Genomic DNA, 25,031 nt, shown 5'->3' with positions numbered 1-25,031 from the left:
GCAATCCCTCTATTTCTTTAATTTAATATTATTTTCAACGAGTGATTTAAACTCTTCTCGTGATAACGCATTGATCACTCTATCTTTTGTTACAAAACCTTTTTGAGCCGTAGCCACACCGTACTTCATAAACTCTAAATGATTCGTATGGTGTGCATCTGTATTAATTGTTAACTTAACGTTAGGATATTTACGTACAGTCTCAGCATTTAAATCTAAACGTTTAGGATTCGCGTTAATTTCTAATATCGTATTTGTTTCTTCAGCTAATTTCATTAATTTTTCTATATTAGGTTTATAACCAGGACGTCGTCCAATGATTCGACCCGTCGGATGCGCAATATGACGCACATAAGGATTTTTACAAGCTACTTCTAAACGTTTCATAATCTCATCTTCAGATTGATTGAAACTTTGATGGATAGCAGCTATCACATAATCAAGTTGTGCTAAGACTTCGTCATCATAATCAAGTGAACCATCTGGTAATATATCCATTTCTGTACCAGAATAAATATCAATTTCATCATATTCTTCATTTAACTTTTTGATTTCTTTATTTTGTCTTAAGAGACGCTCTACCTGTAAACCATTTGCAACTTTCAAACTTTGTGAGTGGTCTGTGATTACCATGAATTGATAACCTTTAGCAATATTTGCTTCTACCATTTCTCTAATTGAAAAAGCACCATCACTATACGTTGTATGCATATGAATATCACCATTAATATCCTCTAAAGAAATGATATCACTTAAATCTTTATCAAATTCACTGCCATCTTCTCGCATTGCAGGTGCAATCCAATTTACGTCAAAATGGTGATAAATCTCTTCTTCACTTTGAAATTGCAGTAATGTACCATCAGCTTTTTCTATACCATATTCACTTACTTTTTCGTTACGTTCTTTAGCTAATTGTCGAATACGGATGTTATGGTCTTTAGAACCGGTAAAGTGTTGAAGCGTATGGTAGAAGGCTTTAGGCTCAATTAATCTAAAGTCTACACCTATCGTCTCATCATCATAAGATAACTCTAAAGATACTTTAGTATCCCCAACTGCTACTTCTTTTACTTTGTTAGGAATATCAAGCAATTGCTGTTGAACTTCTAGAGGTTGTTGCGTACTAATAATGAAGTCTAAATCTTTACTCATTTCTTTATAACGTCTAAAACTTCCAGCAGAAGAATAATTATCTACATGTTTAAGCTTTTTAATGAAATCAATAATTTCATTATTCAGACCTCTCATTTGATCAATCGGATAACTGTCTTTTTTGGCTCCTAGTGCTTTAACTGCTTCTAAAATATTCTGTTCAGTCTTCTTTGCGAAGCCACTTAGTTTACTGACTTCACCTTCTTCACAAGCTTTCTGTAAACTTTTTTTATCAATAATATGAAGTTCTTTATAAAGTTTAGCGATTTTCTTACTACCTAGTCCTTGAATTTTTAATAAAGGGACTAATCCTTCAGGTACTTCCTCTTGGAGGGCTTGTAAGGTGCTAGACTCACCTTGATTTCTAAATTCGTTGATAACTTCGCCCACACCTTTACCGATACCCTTAAGCTCGGTAACATCCTCAATTTCATCTAAAGGACGCTCATCTATTTCCAAACTTTGAGCTGCTTTTCGATAGGCAGATACTTTAAACGTGTTTTCCCCTTTTAACTCCATATATGTTGCTATTTTTTCTAACAATTGAATTACATCTTTTTTAGTCATATACATCTCTCCATAAAAAGAAGACCAGGACACAACATTAAAGTTAGCTCTAGTCCTGACCTTATATAATTAGTTTATAAATTTAAAATAACCTGTGATACGTATGGTAAATTTAAAATTATCCTTTTACATATTAACGATTGTGCTATTTGATTTTGAATTAATGGCTCGGGATATAATGAAATAAAATATAGTCCAATTTGAATCACAATTAAGCTCATTATTAAACCTAGAATAATTCCTATAATTCGACTAACTAATTGATGTTTCTGATACGCTACTATATTATCAAATGTAACAATAATTAGATACAAAATAAGCTTAGCTAGCGTAGCTAAAATAATGAATGCAACAATATTTTCAAATCGTTGTTGCAATTGATTAAAATGAATTGCATAAGATGTGTCATATGCTACCGTTTTAGGAAATGGTACAAACACAATCAGCCTTTGCGCTATAGGCTTATAAAACTGAGATGCAATCCATAATGATACGATTGAAGAAATAAAATGTAGTGTCGACAACCACGTCCCCCTACGGAAACCAATCATCATAAAGTAGAAAATCAATATAATGACAACTAAATCAACAACCATCTAATCTTCACTTTGTTTAAATTGATTGATTTCTTGTTGTAATCGACGATTTTCTTCTTCTAGTAAAACTTTCTCATGCATAATATTTACCGCTGTTAAAATCGATTTACGAGTAGTATCTAAGCCTGCGGATTTTTGACCTAATTCTTGCATTTTCTCATCTACAAGATGTGCAACATAACGAATATGCTCAGGACTGTCATCGCCAATGATTGTGAAATGTTGATCGTTGATCGTAACATTTATTCTATTTTTAAATTCACTCATGTTTAATTGCTCCTGACCTAATATTTAAATGATTTTAACTTTCTATAATTTAAGACTTCAAGATTTTTTTCTTAATCTTGAAAATAAATAGCTATATGATTTAACTTCAATTTTTACTTATCAACACACATTATACATGAGAGTAAAAAATTATGTAAGTAGCTATTATCAAACAATTTAAGACATCATAACATGTTAAATCATTTAATAGTTATATTGTTATATTCATCAATGAGATAGAAAATGAAATTTGATAGAATATATGAGTACGAAATTAAAAGTGAGGTTACTTATTATGGGAAATGTCGTTCATAAATTAACTCAAAGCGAAATAGATCAATTATTATCACAAATTCAATTTGAAACAACTCAATTGCCACAAGGCATGAGAGCACGAACTAAATACCAAAACACTACAATTAACATATATCATTCAGGAAAGGTCATGTTCCAAGGAAAGAATGCAGAATTAGTAGCTCAACGCATGTTACCTAATCAAGCTGTATCTTCATCTTCTCAATCAAAAACATCTACCTCTAAACAGTCGTCAATTCAATATAATAAATATAATTGCATAGGTAGTGATGAAGCAGGTAGCGGTGATTACTTTGGTCCTTTAACCGTCTGTGCAGCATACGTCTCAGAGAAAAATGCACAAGTTTTAAAAACCTTAGGCGTGGATGATTCAAAAAAATTAACAGATGACAAAATTGTTGAACTAGCTGAACAGCTCATTACTTTTATCCCTCACTCACTACTAACTTTAAATAATGTGAAGTATAATGAGCGTCAGAAGATGGGCTGGTCACAAGTAAAAATGAAAGCCGTTTTACATAATGAAGCAATCAAAAATGTTGTTCAAAAAATTGACGTGGATTACTTAGATTATATCGTGATTGACCAATTTGCTAAACGGGAAGTATACCAGCATTATGCACTTTCCGAACTACCATTTCCTAAAAAAACTCAATTTGAAACTAAGGGTGAATCAAAATCACTAGCTATTGCAGCAGCTAGTATTATCTCGCGATATGCTTTCGTAAAACATATGAACCAAATAACACAACAAATTAAAATGGAAGTTCCAAAAGGTGCAAGTAATAAAGTTGATTTATTCGCGGCTAAAATCATTCAAAAATTTGGCTTAAGCCAACTTGATGCTATATCTAAAAAACATTTTAAAAATCGAGATAAAGCACTAGCTTTAATCGAGAAAAAATACACTTAAATATACAAAGACCTATCCTCATTAAAAATTTCATTTTAAGGATAGGTCTTTTTTTAGTTAATTATCTTATTGTAGCACCTTGCTGTTGTAAGGCTTCTAAAATTTTGTCGTGTACTGCTGTTACACGTTCGTCTGTAAGAGTATTTTCAGTATCTAAATAATTCAATCTAATAGCTACTGATTTTTTACCTTCTTCTAAGTGTTCACCTTCGTATACATCAAATACTAACGTATCATTTAAAATGTCTTCCCCATTATTATGAATAGTAGATATTAAATCTGAGGCAGGAACTTCATGATTCACTTCTAACGCTATATCTCTTGATACACCTGGGAATCTAGGTATTGGTTCATAATTAATATAACCAACAGATACTCTCATAATAGCGTCATAATTTAATTCAAATACATATGTGCGTTTTAAATCATTTTCTGCAGCAAGTGTTGGATGTAACTCACCAATAAAACCAATATCTTCTCCATTTAACGAAACTATAGCTGTTCTACCTGGGTGTAAACCTTGGATTTTACCTGCTCTATAATCAAATTTAATATTTAGTTTTTCAGCTACGCGATCAACAACACCCTTAGCTAAATAGAAATCTACTGACTCTTTTTTACTTTGCCAAGCATGATTAACATATTGTCCCGTTAAAATACCGCTTAAATATTCGACTTCATCTGGTAACTCTCCTTCCACATTACCGAAGAAGACACGACCAATTTCATACAATTTAACATCTGAGTTTTTACGCGCAACATTGTATGCCACAGCTTCAATAAGATGCGGTATAAGACTTTGTCTTAACGTAGAATGCGCTTCACTCATTGGCATCAATAATTCGATAGTAGGACGATCTTGTAAAGCAAAGTCCTTAGCGTGATCTTTAGATATTAATGAATAAGTGATAGCTTGATCAAGCCCAGCACCTTCAAGAGTTTCTTTTACAGTACGTGTTTTATATTGACGATCTGTTAGTGCTCCACTTGTTACATCTTCAAATACAGGAAGCGTTGAAGGAATTTCGTCATAACCATATATACGTGCAACCTCTTCAATTAAATCTTCTTTAATTGAAATATCTTTACGACGAGATGGCACATTAACTGTTAGTAGTCCATTTTGATTTTGGGTTTCAAACCCGAGTTGTTCAAAGATGTTAACGATATCATCGTCACTTAAGTTAAATCCAATTGTTTGGTTTACCTTTTCAGCAGTAATATTGATTGGAGTAACCATTGCTCCTAAATCACCTGCTGCTATTCTATCTTTTAACACTGTACCTGAAGCATATCTTTCTAGTAAATAACAAGCTCTATCTACTGCTTCATCAACAAATTCAGTTGCAATACCTTTTTCAAAACGGCTTGAAGATTCACTTCTTAGGTTTAAACGACGAGAAGTATGACGAATAGATACTGGATCAAAGATCGCACCTTCGATAACAACATTGCGTGTTTGATCAGTAACTTCTGAGAAGTCTCCACCCATAACGCCACCTAGAGCTATCGGCTCATTGCCGTTTGTAATAACGATATCTGAATCTAATAGGTCGCGCTCGGCGTTATCTAAAGTCGTCATTTTTTCATTTGAATTTGCTTGTCTTACTTCAATCTTTTGTGAACCAATTTGATTTTGGTCAAACATGTGAAGTGGCTGACCATACTCTAATAGAACATAGTTAGAAATATCTACCACATTATTAATAGGGCGAATTCCCGCCTTCATCAAGCGTGCTTGCATCCATACTGGTGATGGCGCAATCGTTACATCATGAACGATTCTTGCACTGTAATAAGGTACTTTATCTTTATTTTGAACTGTAACAGATAATTCATCACTGGCTGATTTATCACTTTCTTGACTTGAAGTTTGAGGTTTTGTCATTTCAGTTTGGTATAAAGCAGCTACTTCATAAGCTGTGCCCACCATACTTAATGCGTCTGCACGGTTAGGAGTTAAGTCGAATTCCATCACCTGATCATTAAGATATAATGCTTCAAGTGCATCTGTACCTGGAGTCACTTCTGTTGGAAATACATAAATACCTGATTCGAACGCTTTAGGCGTAACGTGACTTGAAATACCTATTTCTTGTAACGAACAAATCATACCTTCTGAACGTTCACCACGTAGCTTCGCACGCTTAATTTTAACGCCACCAGGTAGACGACCTCCAACTTTCGCAACAATGACATGCTGACCTTCATCAACATTTGGAGCACCACATACGATTTGAACCGGCTCATCCTCGCCTAAATCAACTTGACAAATATTCAATTTATCGGCGTCTGGATGGGGTGCTTTTGACACAACATGACCAACCACTAAATTTTTTATATCTTTCGTATAATCGATAATGTCATCAACCTCAATACCTGTGCGTGTAATTCTTTCAGCTAAATCTTGAACAGGTTGATCAACATTGACATAATCTTTTAACCACTCATTTGAAATCAACATTATTGGTCACCTCTATCTTCTACTGCTTTAAATTGATCTAAGAATCTAACATCATTTGTATAGAAATGACGAATATCTTCAATACCATATTTCAACATTGCGATTCGATCTGGCCCCATTCCAAATGCGAATCCTGAATATTCATTAGAATCAAAGCCCGCCATTTCAAGAACGTTTGGATGTACCATTCCAGCGCCTAAAATTTCAATCCAACCTGTATGTTTGCAGACATTGCAACCTTCTCCTTTACATTTGAAACAAGAGACATCAACTTCGACTGATGGTTCTGTAAAAGGGAAATAACTTGGACGTAGACGAATTTCTCGTTCAGCACCGAATAATTTCTTGGCTAATAACTCTAAAGTACCTTTCAAATCACTCATTTTAATATTTTTATCAACGACTAATCCTTCAATTTGTGTAAATTGATGACTATGTGTCGCATCATCCGAGTCACGACGGTACACCTTACCTGGACAAATAATTTTAACTGGACCCTGTCCACCACGTTTCTCCATTGTTCGTGCTTGAACTGGTGACGTGTGCGTACGCATTAATATTTCTTCAGTAATATAGAAACTATCCTGCATATCTCGTGCAGGGTGAGACTTAGGTAAATTTAAAGCTTCAAAATTATAATAATCTTGTTCAACTTCATACCCATCTACAATCTCATAACCTAAACCGAGAAACAAATCCTCAATCTCTTCAACTGTGCGAGTAAGAGGATGCTTTGAACCCATCTCAATATGGCGACTAGGTAATGTCACATCAATCGTTTCCTCAGCGAGCTGTTGGTTTAATTTCTCTTCTTTTAATAACTTTTGTCTTTCATCTAATTCATTCTGAATTGTTTGACGCAATTCATTTACTTTTTGACCATATGCAGGTTTCTCTTCATTAGGTAAATCTTTCATATTTTTCATTAAACCACTTACTGAACCTTTTTTACCTAAATACTTAACCTTTACATCTTGCAATGCACGTTCACTATCTGCTTCATTAATATCAACGAGAGCTTGTTGTTTTAATTCCGCCATCGTATCATTTTGAGTCATGACCGAACTCCTCCTTTTAATGCCACTATTTTATTTTTTGAAAATGAAAACTCAAATACTTCAACATCAAAAAAGCTTTCACCCCATATCGAACTGGGACGAAAGCTTTCCGTGGTACCACCCAAATTTATGCCTAAGCATACACTTGTATATCTATTGATAACGGAATGACAATTCCGACTTAAATTTCTTTAAGTAACCAAAAAGATGAACAAAATTATTTCAAGTTGGAATAACTTTCAGTCACGGTTATTCTCCCTTTTCAACTTTCTAAATAATTTACGTCTTTTTATCGGTTGATCATTTAATTGTTTCAGTGATGTTTAAACGCTAATGAATACTTCATTTTTTAATAAATTCATCAACTATTATAGCCGAAATTTGAACAAGGGGTCAACCTTTCAACTGGTAGAGTAATATACTACCTGCAATAGCAACATTTAAACTCTCAGCTTTACCATAAATGGGTATGATAAGATTTTGTGTTGTTTGTTGTAATAATTCTTGATTCACACCTTCACCTTCGTTGCCTAATAATAAAGCAAATCGTGATTGAGCCTCTATCTCTTTAAAGCTTACTGCATTTTCGAGTGCTGTTCCATACACTGGGCCATCAAATACATTAATGTAAGTTGTTAAATCCTTAATAACAATAGGAATATGGAATATACTACCCTGACTCGCTCTCATTACCTTATCTTGATATGGGTCTGCAGTACCCTTTTCCATTACAATTAAATCTATGCCAGCAGCATCTGCAGTGCGAATTAATGTACCTAAATTACCTGGATCTTGAATTCGATCAATTAATAATACTTGTTGCGCTTCCGTATTATTATATTGTGGCTTTTCAATCACCGCAAAGAAACCTTGTGGAGTTACAGTACCAGAAAGAGCTTCAGCCACTTTCATATTAATTTCATATGTTTCATTCGCGTAATCAATTAATGCCTCATCAGTTCTGTCAGGCTCTATTACAAATAATTGCCTTATTATAATACCACTTTGATACGCTTCTTCGATAAGATGTATTCCTTCTATTAAAGCTAGGCCTGTCTTATCACGATCACGTTTCTTTTTTAACTTGTTTCCATTTTTTATTTTATTATTTTGAGCAGACGTAATTTGTTCCATGATCATTTCTCCAACTTTTAAGTTAATGTATTCATATTGTAATCTAATATCAATTGATTTCAAAGTCCACTATAATTTTTAAATTTAATTACTACTATAAAAAAGAAGCAAGCGAAGGTTTGAAATTGACATAATTTGTTTCAATTATGTTTAGACAACAAACTCTCGATTTGCTTTAGTTTGTATCGAAATCAAGTGTTTTTAATTTCAATTAATCACACTTACTTCTTTTAATTACAGTACACATTATTTAAAGTATTGGTATCCAATATCATATTTCTTAACTACATTTTCAAGAATTGGGCTTGATGCATCTGCTGATTGGTGACGAACATTTTTATGTGCTTTTTTAAACACATCTGATTGTAACCAATCAATAAAAGCTTGTTCAGATTCCCATAATGTTAAAATTTTTACTTCATCATAATCTGGTTGTTCTTTAGTATTTGTTACAAACATCCCTTTAAAGCCTTCAAGTGTTTCAATACCATGTCTTGTGTAGAACCTTTCTATTATATCTTGAGCTGTTCCTTTATCTAATTTTAATTTATTTTCAGCCATAAATCTCATGATGTTTTCCTCTTTTCTGTTAATTTATTTTGACTAGCTTCGCCACGACAACAATTCTTCCTGAAGTTTGGTTATAAGCGTCCTCGCAAGTAGACAAAGTAACTATCTTGTCTTGATTAGTAATTTGAACTTTTGTTTGTATCTCCGATTTTTTCTTTGTATTATCTATAAAATGTTGAAATTCAGATGGTGTTTTAAAATCTGTTTGTATATAGTTATCTTTCGTAGTAGTGCGATATGCACTAAAGACTTGCAATTGATATTTACCATATTTCGTGTCGTATTGAATATTTTGATGCTGATCAAAGTAACTTTGCTTTAAATACTTTTCTAGTACATCAAAAATTGTATTATCACCCATGTGGTGACCATAAATAATAGTATTTGAATTAGGAGTTTTTACAGAATTTCGATAATCCATAAAAATACTTCCCTTACGTGTCTTTTCATGATCAAAATCTTCTCTTAAATAGTCATGATTGGTTTTACCTTGTAATACTGGATAATTTAATGATGTCCCTTTAAGTTGTATCCACCCAACAATATCTTTATTAATAGATTCTAATTTAGAAAATTGTGGACGTACCTCATTTTCGTTAGACAGGGACTCTGACTTAAATTGTTGTTGTAAATTTTTATACCTTTTAGCTGACGCTTTGTCTTCAAGATAAGTTTTAAACAACTGATAACTAAAGATAAGGATGACTGCTATTAATACAATTTGAATAAGTCTAACGAATTTAATCATTTGAATCCCTCACCCTTTTTCTACAAACAATCATGCCACATTCACTGTCATTTATAATTTTAGCGTCAATTTGATACATTTCTTTTAAAATTGTTTCATTAATCACTTCTTGAGGCGCACCTTGCGCAATAACTCCTTTGTCATTTAGGCAAATCACTTCATCACTATATTCTATTGCTTGATTAATATCATGAAGTACCATTATAAAAGTAATATGATAATGATCTTTTAAAGTACGAATAGTATCTAAAACTTGATATTGGTAATGAATATCTAAATAAGTGGTTGGCTCATCCAATAAGATGTAACGAGGTTCTTGCACTAATGCAGTTGCTAAAAATACTCTTTGTGCTTCACCTCCAGATAATGACGCCAATTTTTTATTCTGAAGATTTACTAAATTAAGTTGTTGAAGAATGTTTTGAACAATTGTTTCTTTTTTAACATCTATTTTCAACCAACTTTCATGACTATATCGTCCAAGTTCTATGTATTGTCTTACAGTGAATCCTTCCGGAACATTCATCTTTTGATGTACCGTAGCAAGTTTACGTGCAAATGCTCTCTTACTAAATGTCTTCAAATCTAAATCATCTAAATATATAACACCTTTTGAAGGCTTCAAATTTCGAGAAAGTAACTTTAACAGAGTGGATTTTCCACATCCATTCGGTCCGATAATAGAAGTAATTGCATTAGAGCTAAATGTTAATGACAGATTTTTTATAATTTCAGAATCATTCTTATATTGAAAATGAAGCCCCTTAACTCGCATCATTAACAGCTCCCTTACAAATAAGATAGATTAAAATTGGGCCACCTATAAGCATCATAATGACATTCGCTGGTATTTCGAGTGGTGAATGTAACGTTCTACCTAACAAATCAGTTGTAACAACAAACCATCCTCCTAAAATCATAGATAGTGGTATCACTTCTTTATAATTACTACCAATTAACTTACGTACAATATGTGGAATAATTAAGCCTACAAAAGCTAGTGGACCTACAATTGCAGAAGAAGCACTCGCTAGAAATACAGCTACGCCCCCAATGATTAATCTATATTTAGTAATGTGAAAGCCTAAATTATTAGCTTGTTTATCCTCTAAAGCTAATAAATTCACTTTAGATGTTAAAAGCATTGTGATTAATAAACCTATACTCGCTGATATTCCGACAATCTTAACATCATTCCATGTTTTCATAGTTAGTCCTTGAGGTATTTTCAGAAATGGATTCTGTGCAAATAAATCAAGTACTCCGGTTAGCATTGCATACATTGCTACACCGATTAATATCATACGTGTAGGTTGAAATTTGAATTTCACACTTAAGAGAAATAATAATAGAAAAGGTATCATTCCTCCTAGAAAACTAAGTAAAGGTACGACAAAAAATAATTGGGGTGTCACCAATAATAGAATCATACGCATGACAAGTGCTCCTGATGAAACACCGAGTAGTTGCGCGTCAGCTAAAGGGTTTTGCAAAACTGCTTGCAATAATGCTCCAGATACCGAAAGCATTGCACCAACACATAAAGCGATAATGATTCTAGGTAATCTTAAATCAATGATTGTGTCTACATTAGAAACATGACCAGTAGTAAATTGGGTTAATATATCTTTAAGAGAAATAGGTATCGTACCAACAATAAATGACACATATACTGTCACACATAGGAGAATAATTGAAATTAGAAAGAGTAATTTAGAGTAGTGTTGTAACATTATTTCCCCCATCACTTTTTATAAAATAGATTGTATAACTGTGTCATAGCATCATCAGCGTCTACGTTTGCAGTGATACCAAATGGTACTTCCTCTAAATCATAAACTTGATTCGTTTTAACTGCTTTGAAATGCTTCCAAATATCATTTTGTTTAAATTCTTTTTGGAACATTTTCTTAACTTCATCTGGCATCCCGTGAGGAAGTCTTAATATAATATCGGGATTAACATTAACTAAATGTTCCGTGTTAGAAGAAATATACTGTTTAGAATGGTCTTGTATGACATTCTCTCCACCAGCGATTTTTACGAGATCTCCAATATATGATTTATCAGTGGCAACTAAATAACTGCCAGGTATCCCCATAAGTATCAGTACCTTAGGATGTTTCTTTTGTTTTGCAACTTTACTTTCAATATTCGCTTTCACGGAATTAAGGTGATGATTTAGTTCTTTAGCCTTCTTCTCCCTATTAAACTGTTTACCAAGTTCAGTAATAGATTTCTCCATGCCATCTAAACTATCATAATCATAGAAGTAACCTTTCATGTTTAACTGTTTATAAAAGGGCTTCATTTCATCTTTAATAGTAGATACACTCAAAACATGTGTAGGATTCACTTTTTTAACTGCCTCTACACTTGGTTCCATCGGTTGGCCGACTTCCGGAACATTTTTATATCGATCTGGTAACTTTTTATAAGATGTGGGCTTACCTACAATAGGTAAATCTAACTTATCTAATGTCATCGTTAAAGCGACGGTAGTAGGTACGATACGAATATCCTTCGATTCAGCTTTATCTTTCTTTTTATTGCTATCATCCGCCTCGCAACCACTGAGTAAAACGATAAATAATATGATAGTAAAAATTATTCGGGTTTTTCTCATTTTCTCGACTCACTCTTTCTTTTAACAAAATATGTTGCGATTAAAGCTAAAATTGCCAATAAAATAACAGAGCCAAGAAGATAGTATGTATTTCTATGATTAGGGAGTACATCCTCATTATGGTCTTTTTTTGCAACTTTCTTCTTATCAGCATCTCTATTGAAGCTTGGATTAGGTTTATCTTTTTCCTTTTTAAAAGGATTAAGTTGAGGCAATTGGCTATACCTAGAATTAGTATTTGTATTTAAACTAGCTGGAGTATTTGAATTAGTCCGATTTAATGAATCTGAGCTCGGTTTATCTGTACTTGGTTTAATTGATAGATTGCTATTTGAATTAGAAAATTTATTTTGTTCTTCTCTATTGATAATCTGATTTGACGACATATCTTGTTGAGTTGATTGTTTTGACTCTTTTAGATGACTATTCTCATTTTTTATTTCATTAAATTGTCCTTCTTCTGTTTTTAAATTTTTTCTTAGGCTCTCTTTATCATCAAACTGATTAGACTTGTTATTCTGAGCGTCTTTGTGGTTAACCTTTTCATCATTCTTTTCGCTATGTTTCATAACGATATAAGTGGTATACGTATGGTCGTAATGTATCGATGGTATTTTAATGTGGATACGAGATTTTTTATTTCTTCTTTTATGTTAATAAGGGGTATTCGAATGGTTACCGTATCTTGTTCTTTATCCTCATTTACAATCTTCACTTTTAATTCTTTATCATGTTGGTAGAATTTATAACTTTCCCACCATTCTCTGTTTAATAAAGTCATTACAAAATATGTTTGATTACCGTCATTAACAATATAACCAGGATGTTTTACATACTCATCCATATGTGAAACATCCCTATTATTCTGTTTACGAACGTAAAATTCTATCGTTTGTTCTATCTTATTTCTAATTTGTTGATGATCACTATGGCGTTTCGCATGATTTTTATCTTTTTCAAAGCTTTCTTTAATATAATAATCGGCTGATGATAGATTTTTATCATCAGCCTTTACTTGATAAGTATCATTATTTAAAGATAAAGATATTCCTAAAGTAAACGCTATAACGAATAATTTCATCATTAAGCGACTACAATATTTCATTATTCATTACCTTTTTTTAATTTGAATGTCAAAACTGAAATTGTAATTAATACAAATAGAGAAGCTATAGGAATTAAATATGTATATGTAGGGATTCCACCACTAGTTTGAGGATTTTCAGCAGTTGATTTATCTTGGACAATATTTGGTGATCCAGTCGCTCCACCATCTTTACCATCAAATTTAAAAGTAATATTGTAATGATGATCATATTTAAATGGCTTACCATTTACTGGCTCATTGATGTAAACTGCAATTGTTCCGTTTACTTTACCAGAAGCTTTGTTTACCACAAATTCAGATGTTCTCATGTCTTTACTAGCATCTTTGCTAATAATTTTCTCTTTGCTACCCTCAATAGTCATTCCAGTAATCCAATGACTATGATTAACTGTGATTTGAAGTACTTTCTTCCCATCTTTTTCAATTAATTTTGCAGGCTTCTCAAAATAGTCATTTGCCATCGAAGTATCATTTGTATTATATTTTAAAACTTCAAAATTAATAGACTTACCTTCGGCTGCGTAACTTACATTAGGTCCCCAATTCACTAAAAATATTATTAAAACTAAAACAAAACTTAACGTTTTATAAGTCACTTTCATTTATACAACCTCCATAAGAGTGATAAAACTTGATAAATTACTCACCCTAATTCTTGTAAAAATAATAAATGAAAATAGTTATCAACGTCAATATAAAATTGATAATATTTTTAATTAGTTGTTTAAAGTTATAAAAATATGCTAATATATTGTTTGACCATTATCATTGGATAATGTTTTATTTCACTCTAATTCTATAACTTCTCAAAAGACAACTGAGACAACTACTTATCAAAGGAGAGAATAAGTTATGAACAAACCTAACAATTTTTCAAATGACAAACCCACTCAGAAAAATCACTATTCAATTAGAAAATTCACGGTTGGTACTGCTTCTATTATTGTAGGTTCATTCCTTTTCTTCGGACAGGCACATGCTGAAGAAGGCACGGAAGGTAATACTTGGCAAAGAGAAGCTGTAGGTACCGTTAACACAGCTGGTCAACCGAGCACTACAAGTCAAGACCAAAATAATCAAGCTGGTACAGGTACTCCTGCTGCTACACAAACAGGTCAAGATGGAGCTAAAACAAACACTGCCGACCACCAAGGTCAAGGCACTGCAGAAGCTACAGGAACTCAAACTAATCAAGCCGATGCTACACAAACAAACCCTAGTCCAAATACTACCGGACAAGATAACCAAGCTACTAGTACTCCACAAGGAACTCAAACTGCTGGCACAGGTCAAACTGCGCCAACTACAGCTACTGGATATACTCAAGCTAAACCTCATGCTGAAACAGCAGATCAAGGTAATGGAGCTACTGTGACTCCTAGTCCTCAAAATGATGCAACTTCCCCAGCAGCTTCAACAAAACCAGAGGCAACGACTGGTCAAGATGCTACATCTAAACCAGGTACTACTGAAAACAATAGTACAGGTCAAGGTGCTCAAGCTGGTACTGTAGGTGCTGGAACACCTACTCCATCTCAACCTGAAACACAACCTAATACAGACACTACAGGTTCAGCTAAACCAAGTACTAGTACTACTGATCAAGAGAAACCTAATACAGAAGATCATGGAGAACAAACAGGTACTTCAGCTGGTAATGCTCAAAATGCTGCAGGTACTCCTGGCGAAACTAAACCTAATCAAGCTACACCTGCTCCAAACAATCAAGATACTCAACCAGGTAATACTAATAATGATGCTGCCACAACTCCACAACCTGGAACTACAGGACAAGATACTCAAGGTACTCAATCTAAACCTGGTACAACTGAAACAGGGACAGCTCAAAATACAGGGACTACAGATACACAAGCTAAACCTGAGGCTGGCAATCAAAATGCAGGAACTACTGTGACTCCACCTGCTGATAAAGATAATCAAACTGGACAAGGTACTGCAGGCACTACAGGTACTCCTGCACCTGAAACTAATAACGGTGCGACTGGTACTCCTGGAACTACTGCACCTGAAAATAACAACCAAGCTGGACAAGGTACTGCAGGCACTGCAGGAACTCCTGCTCCTGATACTAATAACGGTGCAACTGGTACTCCTGGTCAAACAACGCCAAATGGTCAAGAAAAACCAAGCGCTCCTGGTACTGATCAACAAGGCCAAGACACACCTCAAACAGGTACTCCTGGTCAAGATACTCAAACGGGTGAAAATGGTACAGGCACTACTGTAACGCCTTCTCCTAATCAAAACCAAGCTGGTAATGAAAACCAAACTAAACCAGGTACTGATAACAACGCTGGGGTTACTACTCCTGACCAAGGTACTGCACCTAAACCTGGCACTGATCAAAATCCTGGAACAGATACTCCAGATATAAACAACCAAGCTGGACAAGGCACTACTGGTACTACAGGTACTCCTGCTCCTGATACTAATAACGGTGCGACTGGTACTCCTGGTCAAACAACACCAAGTGGTCAAGATAATCAAGAAAAACCAAGTACTCCTGGTAATGATCAACAAGGCCAAAACACACCTCAAACAGGTACTCCTGGTCAAGGTACTCAAACGGGTGAAAATGGTGCAGGCACTACTGTAACGCCTTCTCCTGATCAAAATACTGAAGTAAAACCTAATGACAATGGTGTCGCTAAACCTGATACTAACAATAATGCTGGTGCTACTACTCCTAACCAAGGTACTGACACTGATCAAAAACCTGGTACAGATACTCCAGATCAAAACAACCAAGCTGGACAAGGCACTACTGGTGCTACAGGAACTCCTGCTCCTGATACTAATATCGGTGCAACTGGTACTCCTGGTCAAACAACACCAAGTGGTCAAGATAATCATGAAAAACCAAGTACTCCTGGCAATGAAAATCAAGAAAAACCAGATACTAATAATGCTGAACAAGCTAAACCTACTACTCCGGAACAAAATGGCCAATTAGGTGCTGGTGTTAAACCTGGTACAGCTAATCCTGATCAAAATACTGAAGTTAAACCTAATGAAAACGGTAATCCTAAACCTGGTACAGTTACTCCTGATCAAAACAACCAATCTGGACAAGGTACTACTGGTACTACAGGAACTCCTGCTCCTGATACTAATAACGGTTCAACTGGTACTCCTGGTCAAACAACACCAAGTGGTCAAGATAATCAAGAAAAACCAGATACTAATAATAATGGACAAGCTAAACCTACTACTCCGGAACAAAATGGCCAATTAGGTGCTGGTGTTAAACCTGGTACAGCTAATCCAGATCAAAATACTGAAGTAACAACACCTAATGAAAACGGTAATCCTAAACCTGGTACTGATCAAAAACCTGGAAATGGCCAAACTGGTGGAGACACTAGCGGAAATACTGGTTCAAACAAAGATACTCAAACTGGTGGAGACACTGGACGAAATACTGGTGAAGACAAAGGTGGTCAAACTGGTGGAGACACTGGCAACACTGATAGTGATAACAAACAAACTGTTGTTAACGATGAGGTTAAAACTTCAAATGGTTCAAAAGATAAATCTGAATTACCGGAAACTGGATTAAGCGATGAATCAGACTACGCTACTACTGTATTCGGCACAATAACTTTAGCTGCATCATTATTACTATTAAGAAGACAAAGAAAAGAATCTAAATAGTTATAAATTTCATGGCGAGCTAATCTAATCAAGATTAGCTCGTTTTTTATGTTTTAAAATATAATAATGAAATTATTAAAAAATCATTCACTTAATTTTATATTAGTGTATAATATCCTTGTGTTAATTGATAAATAATATCAATAAAAATTACATAGGAGTTGTTCACAACATGAAACATCAACATAAGAAAAACACACTCATTTTAAATAATTTCTTTTCAATTAGAAAGCTTAAATTTGGAGTAGCTTCAATCACATTAGGTTCAGCACTTATTATTGGTGCACACCATGAAGCTCAAGCCGCTGAAAGCAATAATAGTCAAGGTACTCAAAACTCTACAACTATTGACCAAACTAACAAAAATACGAATCAATCAGCGCAACAAGCGCAGTCCAAACCAGCCGATACGGTTGCTACTCAAAATTCAAATACTCAAAATAACCAAGCTACTACGCAAAATGCGCCAACTACTAATACAAACAATAGTAATTCAAAGTCGAATGAACTTTCTCAAACTTTAAATTTCCAAGTTCAAAAAGATAAAACAAACGACGTTTCTCACATGGATCAATATGTGCAGCATCCTGGTAAAGTAATAAAAAAAGATGATAAGTACTACTTCCAAATCACTTTAGACAACGCCTCATGGTGGAAGAGTTTTCGATTTTTCGATGAAAATGAAACTGAATTACCCACTACAGTTGTAGATGATAATACTGAGAAAGATACTAAAACAGTAAATATGGAAGTAACACCAGGTATGAATAATATTATTAGTAAAGTTCATATTGTAATACCTGATTTAAAATATGATCATGAATATACAACACATATTGAATTAGAAAGTGTCATCCCTACTATTGAGGACCCAGAACCAACGGCTACTCAAAACCAAGCTAAACAAAATGATAATATGAATGTAGAACAACCTGATGCTGGTAATAATCAAGCTAAAAATGAAAAACCATCAGCTCCGGTAAACCATACTGATACTAATAATCAAAACACTAAAATTGATAGTCAGGACAAAAAAGATAACGCTTCTACAGATCAACAACCTGATGCTAATAAAAAACAAGACACGACTCAAAAGCCTTCAGCGCCTGTAAGCGATACTGTTACTAACAATCAAAATGATAAAACTGATAATCAAGCTAAAAAAGATGACACTTCTAAAAATCAACAAACAGCTACTGACAAAAAACAAGATACTAAAACACCGGAAGCTCAAGTAAGCGATACTACTAAAAAGCAAGATGTAAAAACTAATAAAAAAGATGATACTTCTAAAGATAAACAACTTGATGCTGCTAAACATTCTGAAAAACTCGATAAAATACATAAAGACTCCAACGGCCCTAAACCTAAGAAAGACCAAAAGCATGATAAAGATTCTAAAGAAGCCAAAGGAAAAGATTCTGTAGTTAAAGACAATAGTAAATCTAAAACTTCAAAAGAATTACCAGAAACAGGTTCAAAACAAGAATCAAATAGTAACAGTCTAGTATTTAGTCTTATCGCCCTATTATCTTCATTATTACTTCTTAAAAGAAAAAACAATAAAAATATCTAATGACTTACTACAAGTACATCATTATACGATGCACTTGTTTTTTATTATAAAATTAAATCAATAAAATATTTTTAAAATAGTATTCAAATTAAAAATAAATAGTGTATAATAACCCTAAGCTAATTGATAAGGTTTATCAATTAGAAATTTATTTTCAGGAGTGGTTAACACCATGAACAAACAACATAAGAATCATTCATTGAGGTATGCCAATTACTTTTCAATACGTAAATTAACCGTAGGAGTAGCTTCAATCACGTTAGGAACTGCCATCTTCTTAGGTACCAATCATGAAGCTCAAGCTGCTGAAGATACTAATTCCCAAGCTATTACTAATTCGGCTGCTTCTTCTGGACAAAACACTAATACAGCTCACCCAACTGGGGCTTCTACCTCAAGTTCAACTAATCAAAGTGATCAAGCTCAACCGAAAAATACTACTCAAGCTTCATCTGACTCACAGAGCACATCAACATCTCAAAATAATTCAAATAATAATGCTAGTAATACAACTCAATCCGCTTCAAACACTAGTCAAAATGCACAAACTAAATTTCACTCTGCTGATAATTTAAAAGAAGCAATTAAAGATCCAGCAGTCGCAAATCAACCACATGATGAGGGGCCCAGACGCCCTATAGAATTTAGTTTAGAAGGTAGTAGTGAAAAAACTTTCTATATAGAAGCGAGCACAAAAAACCCGGCTGATGTCATATTTACAAGGGATGGCGCAAAAGTTGAATTTGAAGTTCAGACCGCAGATTCATTTGAAAAATTTGAAGTATATAATGGCGATACTAAATTACCCGTTAACCTTGTTTCATTTGATTTAGAAAAAGATTATGCATATGTAAGATTTCCAGTTACAGATGGAACTAAAGAAGTCAGAGTTCTTGCTACAGTAGTATGGGGTGGTGGTACAAACAAAGATGATTATGACGCAAGATTAGTATTTAAAAAGCCAATTCAGAATGATACATCCCAATTCCAAACTCAACAGGAATATGATACTGAGAAGTTATTAGAACCTTATAGAAAAGCTAAAACATTGGAAAGACAAGTTTATGAATTAGAAAAGATTCAAGATAAACTACCTGATAATTTAAAACAAGAATACAAGGAAAAACTTGCCAAAGCTAAAAGTGATTTAGAACAAGAAGTAACGTCCGCTAAACCTGAGTTTGAAAATGTAAAACCTACTCCCAAAACTTTAACTGACGAAAAAAATGCTGATTTCGTAGTACTTGAAAGTACTGAAGATAATCCTTCAGTTATGGACGGCTTTGTTCAACATCCTTTTAAAACAGCGACTATTGATGGTAAAAAATACGTTGTAATGCAAACTAAAACTGACTCATATTGGAAAGATTTAAAAGTTGAAGGTAAACGTGTGGTGACTATTTCTCGTGATAAAACGAATGATACACGTACAATCATTTTCCCTTATGAAGATGGTAAAGATGTATACAATGCGATTGTAAAAGTTGTAGTTAAAAATATTGGTTATGATGGTCAATATCATGTAAGAATTCAAAATAATGAATTTGCGAAGAAACGTGTTTCAAGTGATTCAACGGAAAATAAATCAACTTCTACAGACACGAGTACTTCAAATGCATCACAAAACAGTGATTCATCTAAAAAAGTAACTGCTAAAGATTATCAAGCAACAACGTATAAAAATATTTATAAAGATGTTGTGTATGATAAAAATAAATTACATAAAGAATTACCAATTTTTGTAAGTGGACATTTTAGAAATGCAATTAATAATGAGGAATCATCTTTATACGAAGGTGCTTTAAATCCTAATGTAAAAATTGAAAAATTAAATGATTTATATAAATATACTGTTCACTTACATCCTGGAATTGCTGATGTCGGCGGAGAATTCTATGATTTTGAACTTTTCAGAGTAGAATATAAAGACCAACCATTAGAACTTAAAACAATTAATGAAAAGAATAAAATTAAGGAATTCACCGTAACCTCTAAAGATTTATTAGAGAAAATTCAACTCACAGGAACAACTAAATATCCTGAAAATATTAATAATCCTAATAAAAGTAGAGATCAAGCTCATGACGTAACACTTCAATTATACTATGATAGTGCGCGTCAATTTAATAATGACTTATGGAATGACCCTAAAGAGCGTCCATCTAAACCAGCTAAAACAACTAAACCGGCACCATCATCACAGAATCAACAAACTACTACTCAAACAAACAATAATGACCAATCATCAGTTCCAGATCATGAAGTTGAAACAGCTAAAGTTCCAACTGCTTTCCCTGTAACTATCAAAGGAGATTTGAAATATCAAAAAGACAATGCCCAAGATTCAACATACGCTAATTTATTTGAAAAGGATGTAAAAGTAGAAAAAGTTGGAGACAAATATCAATATACTTTTAAAGTCAAAGAAGCAAATGGTAATTCACTTATCACTAAGAGAACTAAATATCAATTCTCTAAAATTACCCATAATGGTGAAAACGTAATATTAACTGATCAAGGTAATAAAGTTAAAGAAGCAGTTTTAACTACTGATAAATTACTAGATAAAATCCAACTCGTAACTAAAGTGGTATCTAAACTTGATAAAGTAGGAAATGACGTAGCAACAACATTAGTGCTTGATTTCCCTGTTATAGAGAAACCAAAAGCTGATTCTAACCAAACGAACAATCCTACAAATAATAATCCAAACAATAATAATGCAACGACTAACCCTGTAGAAACACCAACTACTAACCCTGTAGAAACACCAACTACTAAACCTAATGAAACACCAACTACTAAACCTACGGAAACTCAAAACACGACACCATCAGTAAAACCAATTACAACAGAGTTTGAAAGTGCTATTACTACACCTACAGTATTGAAAGATGAAAAAGCCGTTGATTTTTCTATACTGAAAAAATTAAAAGATCAACCATCTGCAATAGAAAATTACGTTCAAAAACCTTTTAAAGTAGCTATAGATGAAAAAGGCAACAAACTTGTAGTTCTTACAATTAAAAATGATTCTTATTGGAAAGAATTTAAAGTTGAGGGCCAACGTGTAACAACAATAGCAAGAGATAAAGAACATGATACGCGTACTGTTGCGTTCCCTTATGTAGAGGGTCAAAAGGTTTATAACGCATTTGTAAGTATTGAAGTTCCTAAAATCGGCTATAAAGGAAATTATGATATTAGAATAATTAATGATGAACCTAATAAAGAATTCGAACCTATTCCAATTCCTAAAAAGGAAAAACCAAATCCTAAGCGTCCAACAAAACTTACAAAGACTTCTTTAAAAACTAAAACTTTAACAGTTACTAAAGATAGTAAGTCAAACAAATCTCAATCAACTGACAAATCTAAAACTTTACCTAATACTGGTTTAGATTCTTCTCAAACAACAATATGGGCAAGCTTATTAGCATTCTTAGGTAGTACGTTACTTATAAATAGAAAGAACCATAAAAGTGAAAAACATTAATAGCACTATCTTACAAAATATTAATCAATAATTTATCGTCGGCCTACAGCAATCCCCTACAATGCTGTAGGTCGATGTTTATAATAAATAAAAAATCCAGTAACCTTAGACAGATTACTGGATAAAAATAAATATATAAATTTATTATTTAGAAACGACTTCTTCACCGTTGTAAGAACCACAGTTTTTACATACGCGGTGAGATAATTTGTATTCGCCACAGCTTGGGCATTCAGTCATACCAGGTACTGAAATTTTGAAATGCGTACGGCGTTTATTTTTTCTTGTTTTAGACGTTCTTCTTTTTGGTACTGCCATGATTAATCCTCCTTAAGAATAGACACTTAATTAAAATGTCAGTTCAATTAATACTATTATACCATTAATTAAACTGCTATTGCTCTTTATCATATAATTGTTGTAATTTCTGAAGCCTTGGATCAACTTGCTTAGTTTCAGAATCATCTTCTTGTTCTTTTTGAACTTCAATTAATTGATCTTCATCAATGACTTCCCAGCCATTACCTTCTGTTAGCATTTGATCACTATTTTCAGAAAAGGCGCGCATAGGCTTTTCAATAATTACAAGTTCTTCAGCAATGTCTTTGATATTAATCATACCATCAGTGACAAGATGATAATGTTCATCTTCTTGATCGTCATCATCGGTATAATCATCGTAGCCTTCTAAGTCAAATACTTCTGAAGTAGTTACATCTAGGGGCACATCTACTGGCTCTAGCGTACGTGCACATGGCATAGTATATGTACCAGTAACATGCATATCTGCAATCACTTCATTAGATTTCACTGTTAATAGGCCTTCAACATTTATTTCTGATAGATCAATTAAATCTAATGACTCTTTCAAGTGATCAAAATGAGCCTTTTGGTTAAACTCAAACGGCTTACCTTGATACTTTCTCAATTGTGTTATTGACCATTTCATATGGCTTCACCTCTAACAAGCACAAAATTTATTTTAACTTTCCCAACAAAAGTTGTCAAGATTTTTTCTTAACATATATTGTTCTGTTACAATACTAATGATGAATATTGAAAGGACGAAATGCAAATGAAAAGTGTTGGGCTCATAACTGAATATAATCCATTTCATAACGGACATTTATATCACTCACAACAAACTCAACTTCACTCCAATTCAAATGTAACAATTGCGTTGATGAGTGGCAACTTTGTTATGCGTGGAGAACCTGCAATTTATAATAAATTTACTCGTGCTGAAATGGCCCTCATTGGCGTTGATTTAGTCGTGGAATTACCGTTAATAGCTAGTCTCTCTTCAGGAGATACATTTGCTGAAATGGCTATTAAAGTAGCTCATTATTTAGATATTGATGAAGTTTCTTTTGGTAGTGAAAGTGCAAATATAGAAGAATTACAACAACTTGCGTCTACTATTTCAACTTTAGAAAGCCACCCCGATTTTAAAAGTAAACTTAAAGAAGGAAAGAGTTACCCTCGTATATTGAGTGAACTCACTGATCATCATGAACTTATTCAATCGCCGAACAACATGTTAGGTATAAGTTATCTTAAGGCAATCAAACGATTTGCACCACTTATAAAAGCAATGACAATTAAACGTGAAGGTTCACATCATCACCACTCTGAAATACAGCATCCTACCTTTGCAAGTGGAACATCTATTCGTCAGTCTTTAATAAAGAACGATAATGAGTGGAAACGTGTGGTTCCTGAATCAGTACACGCTTTGTATCATAAACCTCATGCTTCAATCGAAGATACATTCCCTTTCATTAAGTATCAACTTATGGTGCAAGATACTGAGGCTTTAGCATCAATATACACTGTAAATGAAGGCTTTGAGAATCGTTTAAAATCTATAGTTCAAGAAAGTTACTCGTTCAAAGAACTAATGGAGAAGCTTAAAACGAAACGTTACACTTATACTCATATACAACGTGTGCTTATGAATGTATTAATCAATGTACGTGCTCATAATGTAAAAAAAGACATCGACGCTGTTAGAATTTTAGGAATGAACGATACTGGTAGAAATTACTTAAAATATTTAAAAAATAAATTTCCTGAGCGTCATTTTATCACTAACATAAATAAAAAAAATGCACATTATTTCCAAAATGAAATTAAAGCTACACAAGTGTATAATCTTATCAGCAAACAATCTCAAACAGATTTCAACACACCTATCATACGCAAATAAAAACCATTTCAACACATACCCTTACTGATTGAATTTCGTTCAGTAAAAATTGTTGAAATGGTTATTTTTTAAACATCAAATTTATCTTTTAATGCTTTCTCAACATTTGGTGGTACAAATGCTGAAATATCTGCTTTATAGGCTGCTACCTCTTTTACAATGCTTGAACTAATAAATGAATAATTTGTGCTTGTCATCATGTACATTGTTTCAATATTATTATTTAACTTCTTATTCATGGAGGTTAAACGTAATTCATATTCAAAGTCACTGACTGCACGTAGACCTCTGATAATCGTTCTTGCTCCTACTTGATCACAGAAGTCGACTAACAATCCATTAAAGTGATGAACTTCTACATTTGATAAATGTTGAACAGAATCTCTTATTAAATCAATTCGTTCTTCTAAATCAAATGTTCCTCCTTTGCTGCTATTTTTTAACACACATACATGAATTTCATCAAAGCGATCGGCGCTTCGCTCTATAATGTCTAAGTGTCCATATGTAATAGGATCGAAACTACCGGGAATAACTGCTCTCGTCTTACTCAT

At 33.4% G+C, this 25,031-nt stretch carries 22 protein-coding genes; 5 read left to right on the top strand and 17 right to left on the bottom strand.

The window, feature by feature from the left end; genetic code table 11:
- Positions 1 to 9: 9 nt before the first annotated feature.
- The 3 genes from polX to zapA all read right to left on the bottom strand — a co-directional run bounded on the left by polX (position 10) and on the right by zapA (position 2,585).
- A complete protein-coding gene (polX, locus tag CM54_RS02670; RefSeq protein WP_037548755.1) occupies positions 10 to 1,722 on the bottom strand; it encodes a DNA polymerase/3'-5' exonuclease PolX in 1,713 nt (570 codons plus the stop codon).
- Positions 1,723 to 1,796: 74 nt separating this feature from the next.
- Entirely contained in the window at positions 1,797 to 2,318 is a 522-nt protein-coding gene (locus CM54_RS02665) for a CvpA family protein (protein ID WP_037548753.1), read from the bottom strand.
- A complete protein-coding gene (zapA, locus tag CM54_RS02660; RefSeq protein WP_002435154.1) occupies positions 2,319 to 2,585 on the bottom strand; it encodes a cell division protein ZapA in 267 nt (88 codons plus the stop codon).
- 295 nt (positions 2,586 to 2,880) lie between these two features.
- On the opposite strand from zapA, the gene rnhC reads away from it, so the two are divergent.
- Positions 2,881 to 3,813 (top strand): ribonuclease HIII, encoded by a 933-nt coding sequence (rnhC, locus tag CM54_RS02655; RefSeq protein WP_037548751.1) that lies wholly within the window; start codon positions 2,881 to 2,883, stop codon positions 3,811 to 3,813.
- A 61-nt stretch (positions 3,814 to 3,874) separates the two neighbouring features.
- Here the strand turns inward: rnhC and pheT are convergent, their stop codons facing one another.
- The 11 genes from pheT to isdC form a co-directional block, all read right to left on the bottom strand.
- Positions 3,875 to 6,277, bottom strand: a complete 2,403-nt coding sequence (gene pheT / locus CM54_RS02650) for a phenylalanine--tRNA ligase subunit beta (RefSeq protein ID WP_037548749.1) — start codon at positions 6,275 to 6,277, stop codon at positions 3,875 to 3,877.
- Entirely contained in the window at positions 6,277 to 7,335 is a 1,059-nt protein-coding gene (gene pheS / locus CM54_RS02645; RefSeq protein WP_037548747.1) for a phenylalanine--tRNA ligase subunit alpha, read from the bottom strand. Before pheS ends, pheT begins: the two co-directional genes overlap by 1 nt.
- Before the next feature lie 393 nt (positions 7,336 to 7,728).
- The gene (locus CM54_RS02640) at positions 7,729 to 8,469 is read right to left on the bottom strand and encodes a TrmH family RNA methyltransferase (protein ID WP_037548745.1); all 741 of its coding nucleotides are present in this window, start codon (positions 8,467 to 8,469) and stop codon (positions 7,729 to 7,731) included.
- Positions 8,470 to 8,715: 246 nt separating this feature from the next.
- A complete protein-coding gene (locus tag CM54_RS02635) occupies positions 8,716 to 9,039 on the bottom strand; it encodes an antibiotic biosynthesis monooxygenase (RefSeq protein WP_037548743.1) in 324 nt (107 codons plus the stop codon).
- A gap of 19 nt (positions 9,040 to 9,058) precedes the next feature.
- Positions 9,059 to 9,787, bottom strand: coding sequence for a class B sortase (gene srtB / locus CM54_RS02630; protein ID WP_037548741.1), 729 nt, complete (start codon positions 9,785 to 9,787; stop codon positions 9,059 to 9,061).
- Positions 9,780 to 10,562 (bottom strand): ABC transporter ATP-binding protein, encoded by a 783-nt coding sequence (locus CM54_RS02625; RefSeq protein WP_037548738.1) that lies wholly within the window; start codon positions 10,560 to 10,562, stop codon positions 9,780 to 9,782. The genes srtB and CM54_RS02625 overlap by 8 nt, the downstream gene beginning before the upstream one ends.
- On the bottom strand, positions 10,552 to 11,520 hold the full coding sequence (locus tag CM54_RS02620) for a FecCD family ABC transporter permease (RefSeq protein ID WP_037548736.1): 969 nt from the start codon (positions 11,518 to 11,520) through the stop codon (positions 10,552 to 10,554). Before CM54_RS02620 ends, CM54_RS02625 begins: the two co-directional genes overlap by 11 nt.
- Before the next feature lie 11 nt (positions 11,521 to 11,531).
- Positions 11,532 to 12,413, bottom strand: coding sequence for a heme ABC transporter substrate-binding protein IsdE (gene isdE / locus CM54_RS02615; RefSeq protein ID WP_037548734.1), 882 nt, complete (start codon positions 12,411 to 12,413; stop codon positions 11,532 to 11,534).
- A complete protein-coding gene (locus CM54_RS12855) occupies positions 12,410 to 12,982 on the bottom strand; it encodes a hypothetical protein (RefSeq protein ID WP_231469358.1) in 573 nt (190 codons plus the stop codon). The genes isdE and CM54_RS12855 overlap by 4 nt, the downstream gene beginning before the upstream one ends.
- Positions 12,979 to 13,494, bottom strand: a complete 516-nt coding sequence (locus CM54_RS12850) for an NEAT domain-containing protein (protein WP_231469356.1) — start codon at positions 13,492 to 13,494, stop codon at positions 12,979 to 12,981. The genes CM54_RS12855 and CM54_RS12850 overlap by 4 nt, the downstream gene beginning before the upstream one ends.
- Positions 13,495 to 13,517: 23 nt before the next feature.
- Positions 13,518 to 14,123, bottom strand: coding sequence for a heme uptake protein IsdC (gene isdC, locus CM54_RS02605; protein WP_037548732.1), 606 nt, complete (start codon positions 14,121 to 14,123; stop codon positions 13,518 to 13,520).
- 250 nt (positions 14,124 to 14,373) lie between these two features.
- Between isdC and CM54_RS12845 the strand changes: the two genes are divergently transcribed.
- The 3 genes from CM54_RS12845 (at position 14,374) to CM54_RS02590 (ending at position 22,268) form a co-directional block, all read left to right on the top strand.
- On the top strand, positions 14,374 to 17,196 hold the full coding sequence (locus CM54_RS12845) for a YSIRK-type signal peptide-containing protein (protein ID WP_082243224.1): 2,823 nt from the start codon (positions 14,374 to 14,376) through the stop codon (positions 17,194 to 17,196).
- Between the two features lie 172 nt (positions 17,197 to 17,368).
- Positions 17,369 to 18,772: a YSIRK signal domain/LPXTG anchor domain surface protein gene (locus CM54_RS02595; RefSeq protein ID WP_037548729.1), complete on the top strand. Its 1,404-nt coding sequence runs from the start codon at positions 17,369 to 17,371 to the stop codon at positions 18,770 to 18,772.
- A gap of 172 nt (positions 18,773 to 18,944) precedes the next feature.
- Entirely contained in the window at positions 18,945 to 22,268 is a 3,324-nt protein-coding gene (locus tag CM54_RS02590; RefSeq protein ID WP_037548728.1) for an NEAT domain-containing protein, read from the top strand.
- 144 nt (positions 22,269 to 22,412) lie between these two features.
- Here the strand turns inward: CM54_RS02590 and rpmF are convergent, their stop codons facing one another.
- Both rpmF and CM54_RS02580 read right to left on the bottom strand, forming a co-directional pair.
- Positions 22,413 to 22,586 carry a 50S ribosomal protein L32 gene (gene rpmF, locus CM54_RS02585; protein WP_002435373.1) on the bottom strand — a complete coding sequence of 58 codons (174 nt, stop codon included), beginning with the start codon at positions 22,584 to 22,586 and terminating at the stop codon, positions 22,413 to 22,415.
- 76 nt (positions 22,587 to 22,662) lie between these two features.
- Complete coding sequence (locus CM54_RS02580) at positions 22,663 to 23,217, bottom strand: YceD family protein (RefSeq protein ID WP_002435440.1); 555 nt, start codon at positions 23,215 to 23,217, stop codon at positions 22,663 to 22,665.
- 126 nt (positions 23,218 to 23,343) lie between these two features.
- Here CM54_RS02580 and CM54_RS02575 point away from each other — a divergent pair, with 126 nt between their 5' ends.
- Positions 23,344 to 24,477 carry a nucleotidyltransferase gene (locus tag CM54_RS02575; RefSeq protein ID WP_037548726.1) on the top strand — a complete coding sequence of 378 codons (1,134 nt, stop codon included), beginning with the start codon at positions 23,344 to 23,346 and terminating at the stop codon, positions 24,475 to 24,477.
- Positions 24,478 to 24,545: 68 nt separating this feature from the next.
- Here CM54_RS02575 and coaD read toward each other — a convergent pair whose 3' ends face one another.
- Complete coding sequence (gene coaD, locus CM54_RS02570) at positions 24,546 to 25,031, bottom strand: pantetheine-phosphate adenylyltransferase (protein WP_002435417.1); 486 nt, start codon at positions 25,029 to 25,031, stop codon at positions 24,546 to 24,548.

Source organism: Staphylococcus sp. TE8, from assembly GCF_000692055.1.
GTDB classification, from domain to species: domain Bacteria; phylum Bacillota; class Bacilli; order Staphylococcales; family Staphylococcaceae; genus Staphylococcus; species Staphylococcus capitis.
The sequence above is the reverse complement of the archived record's forward strand: the minus strand, read 5'-3'. Positions and strand labels throughout refer to the sequence as shown.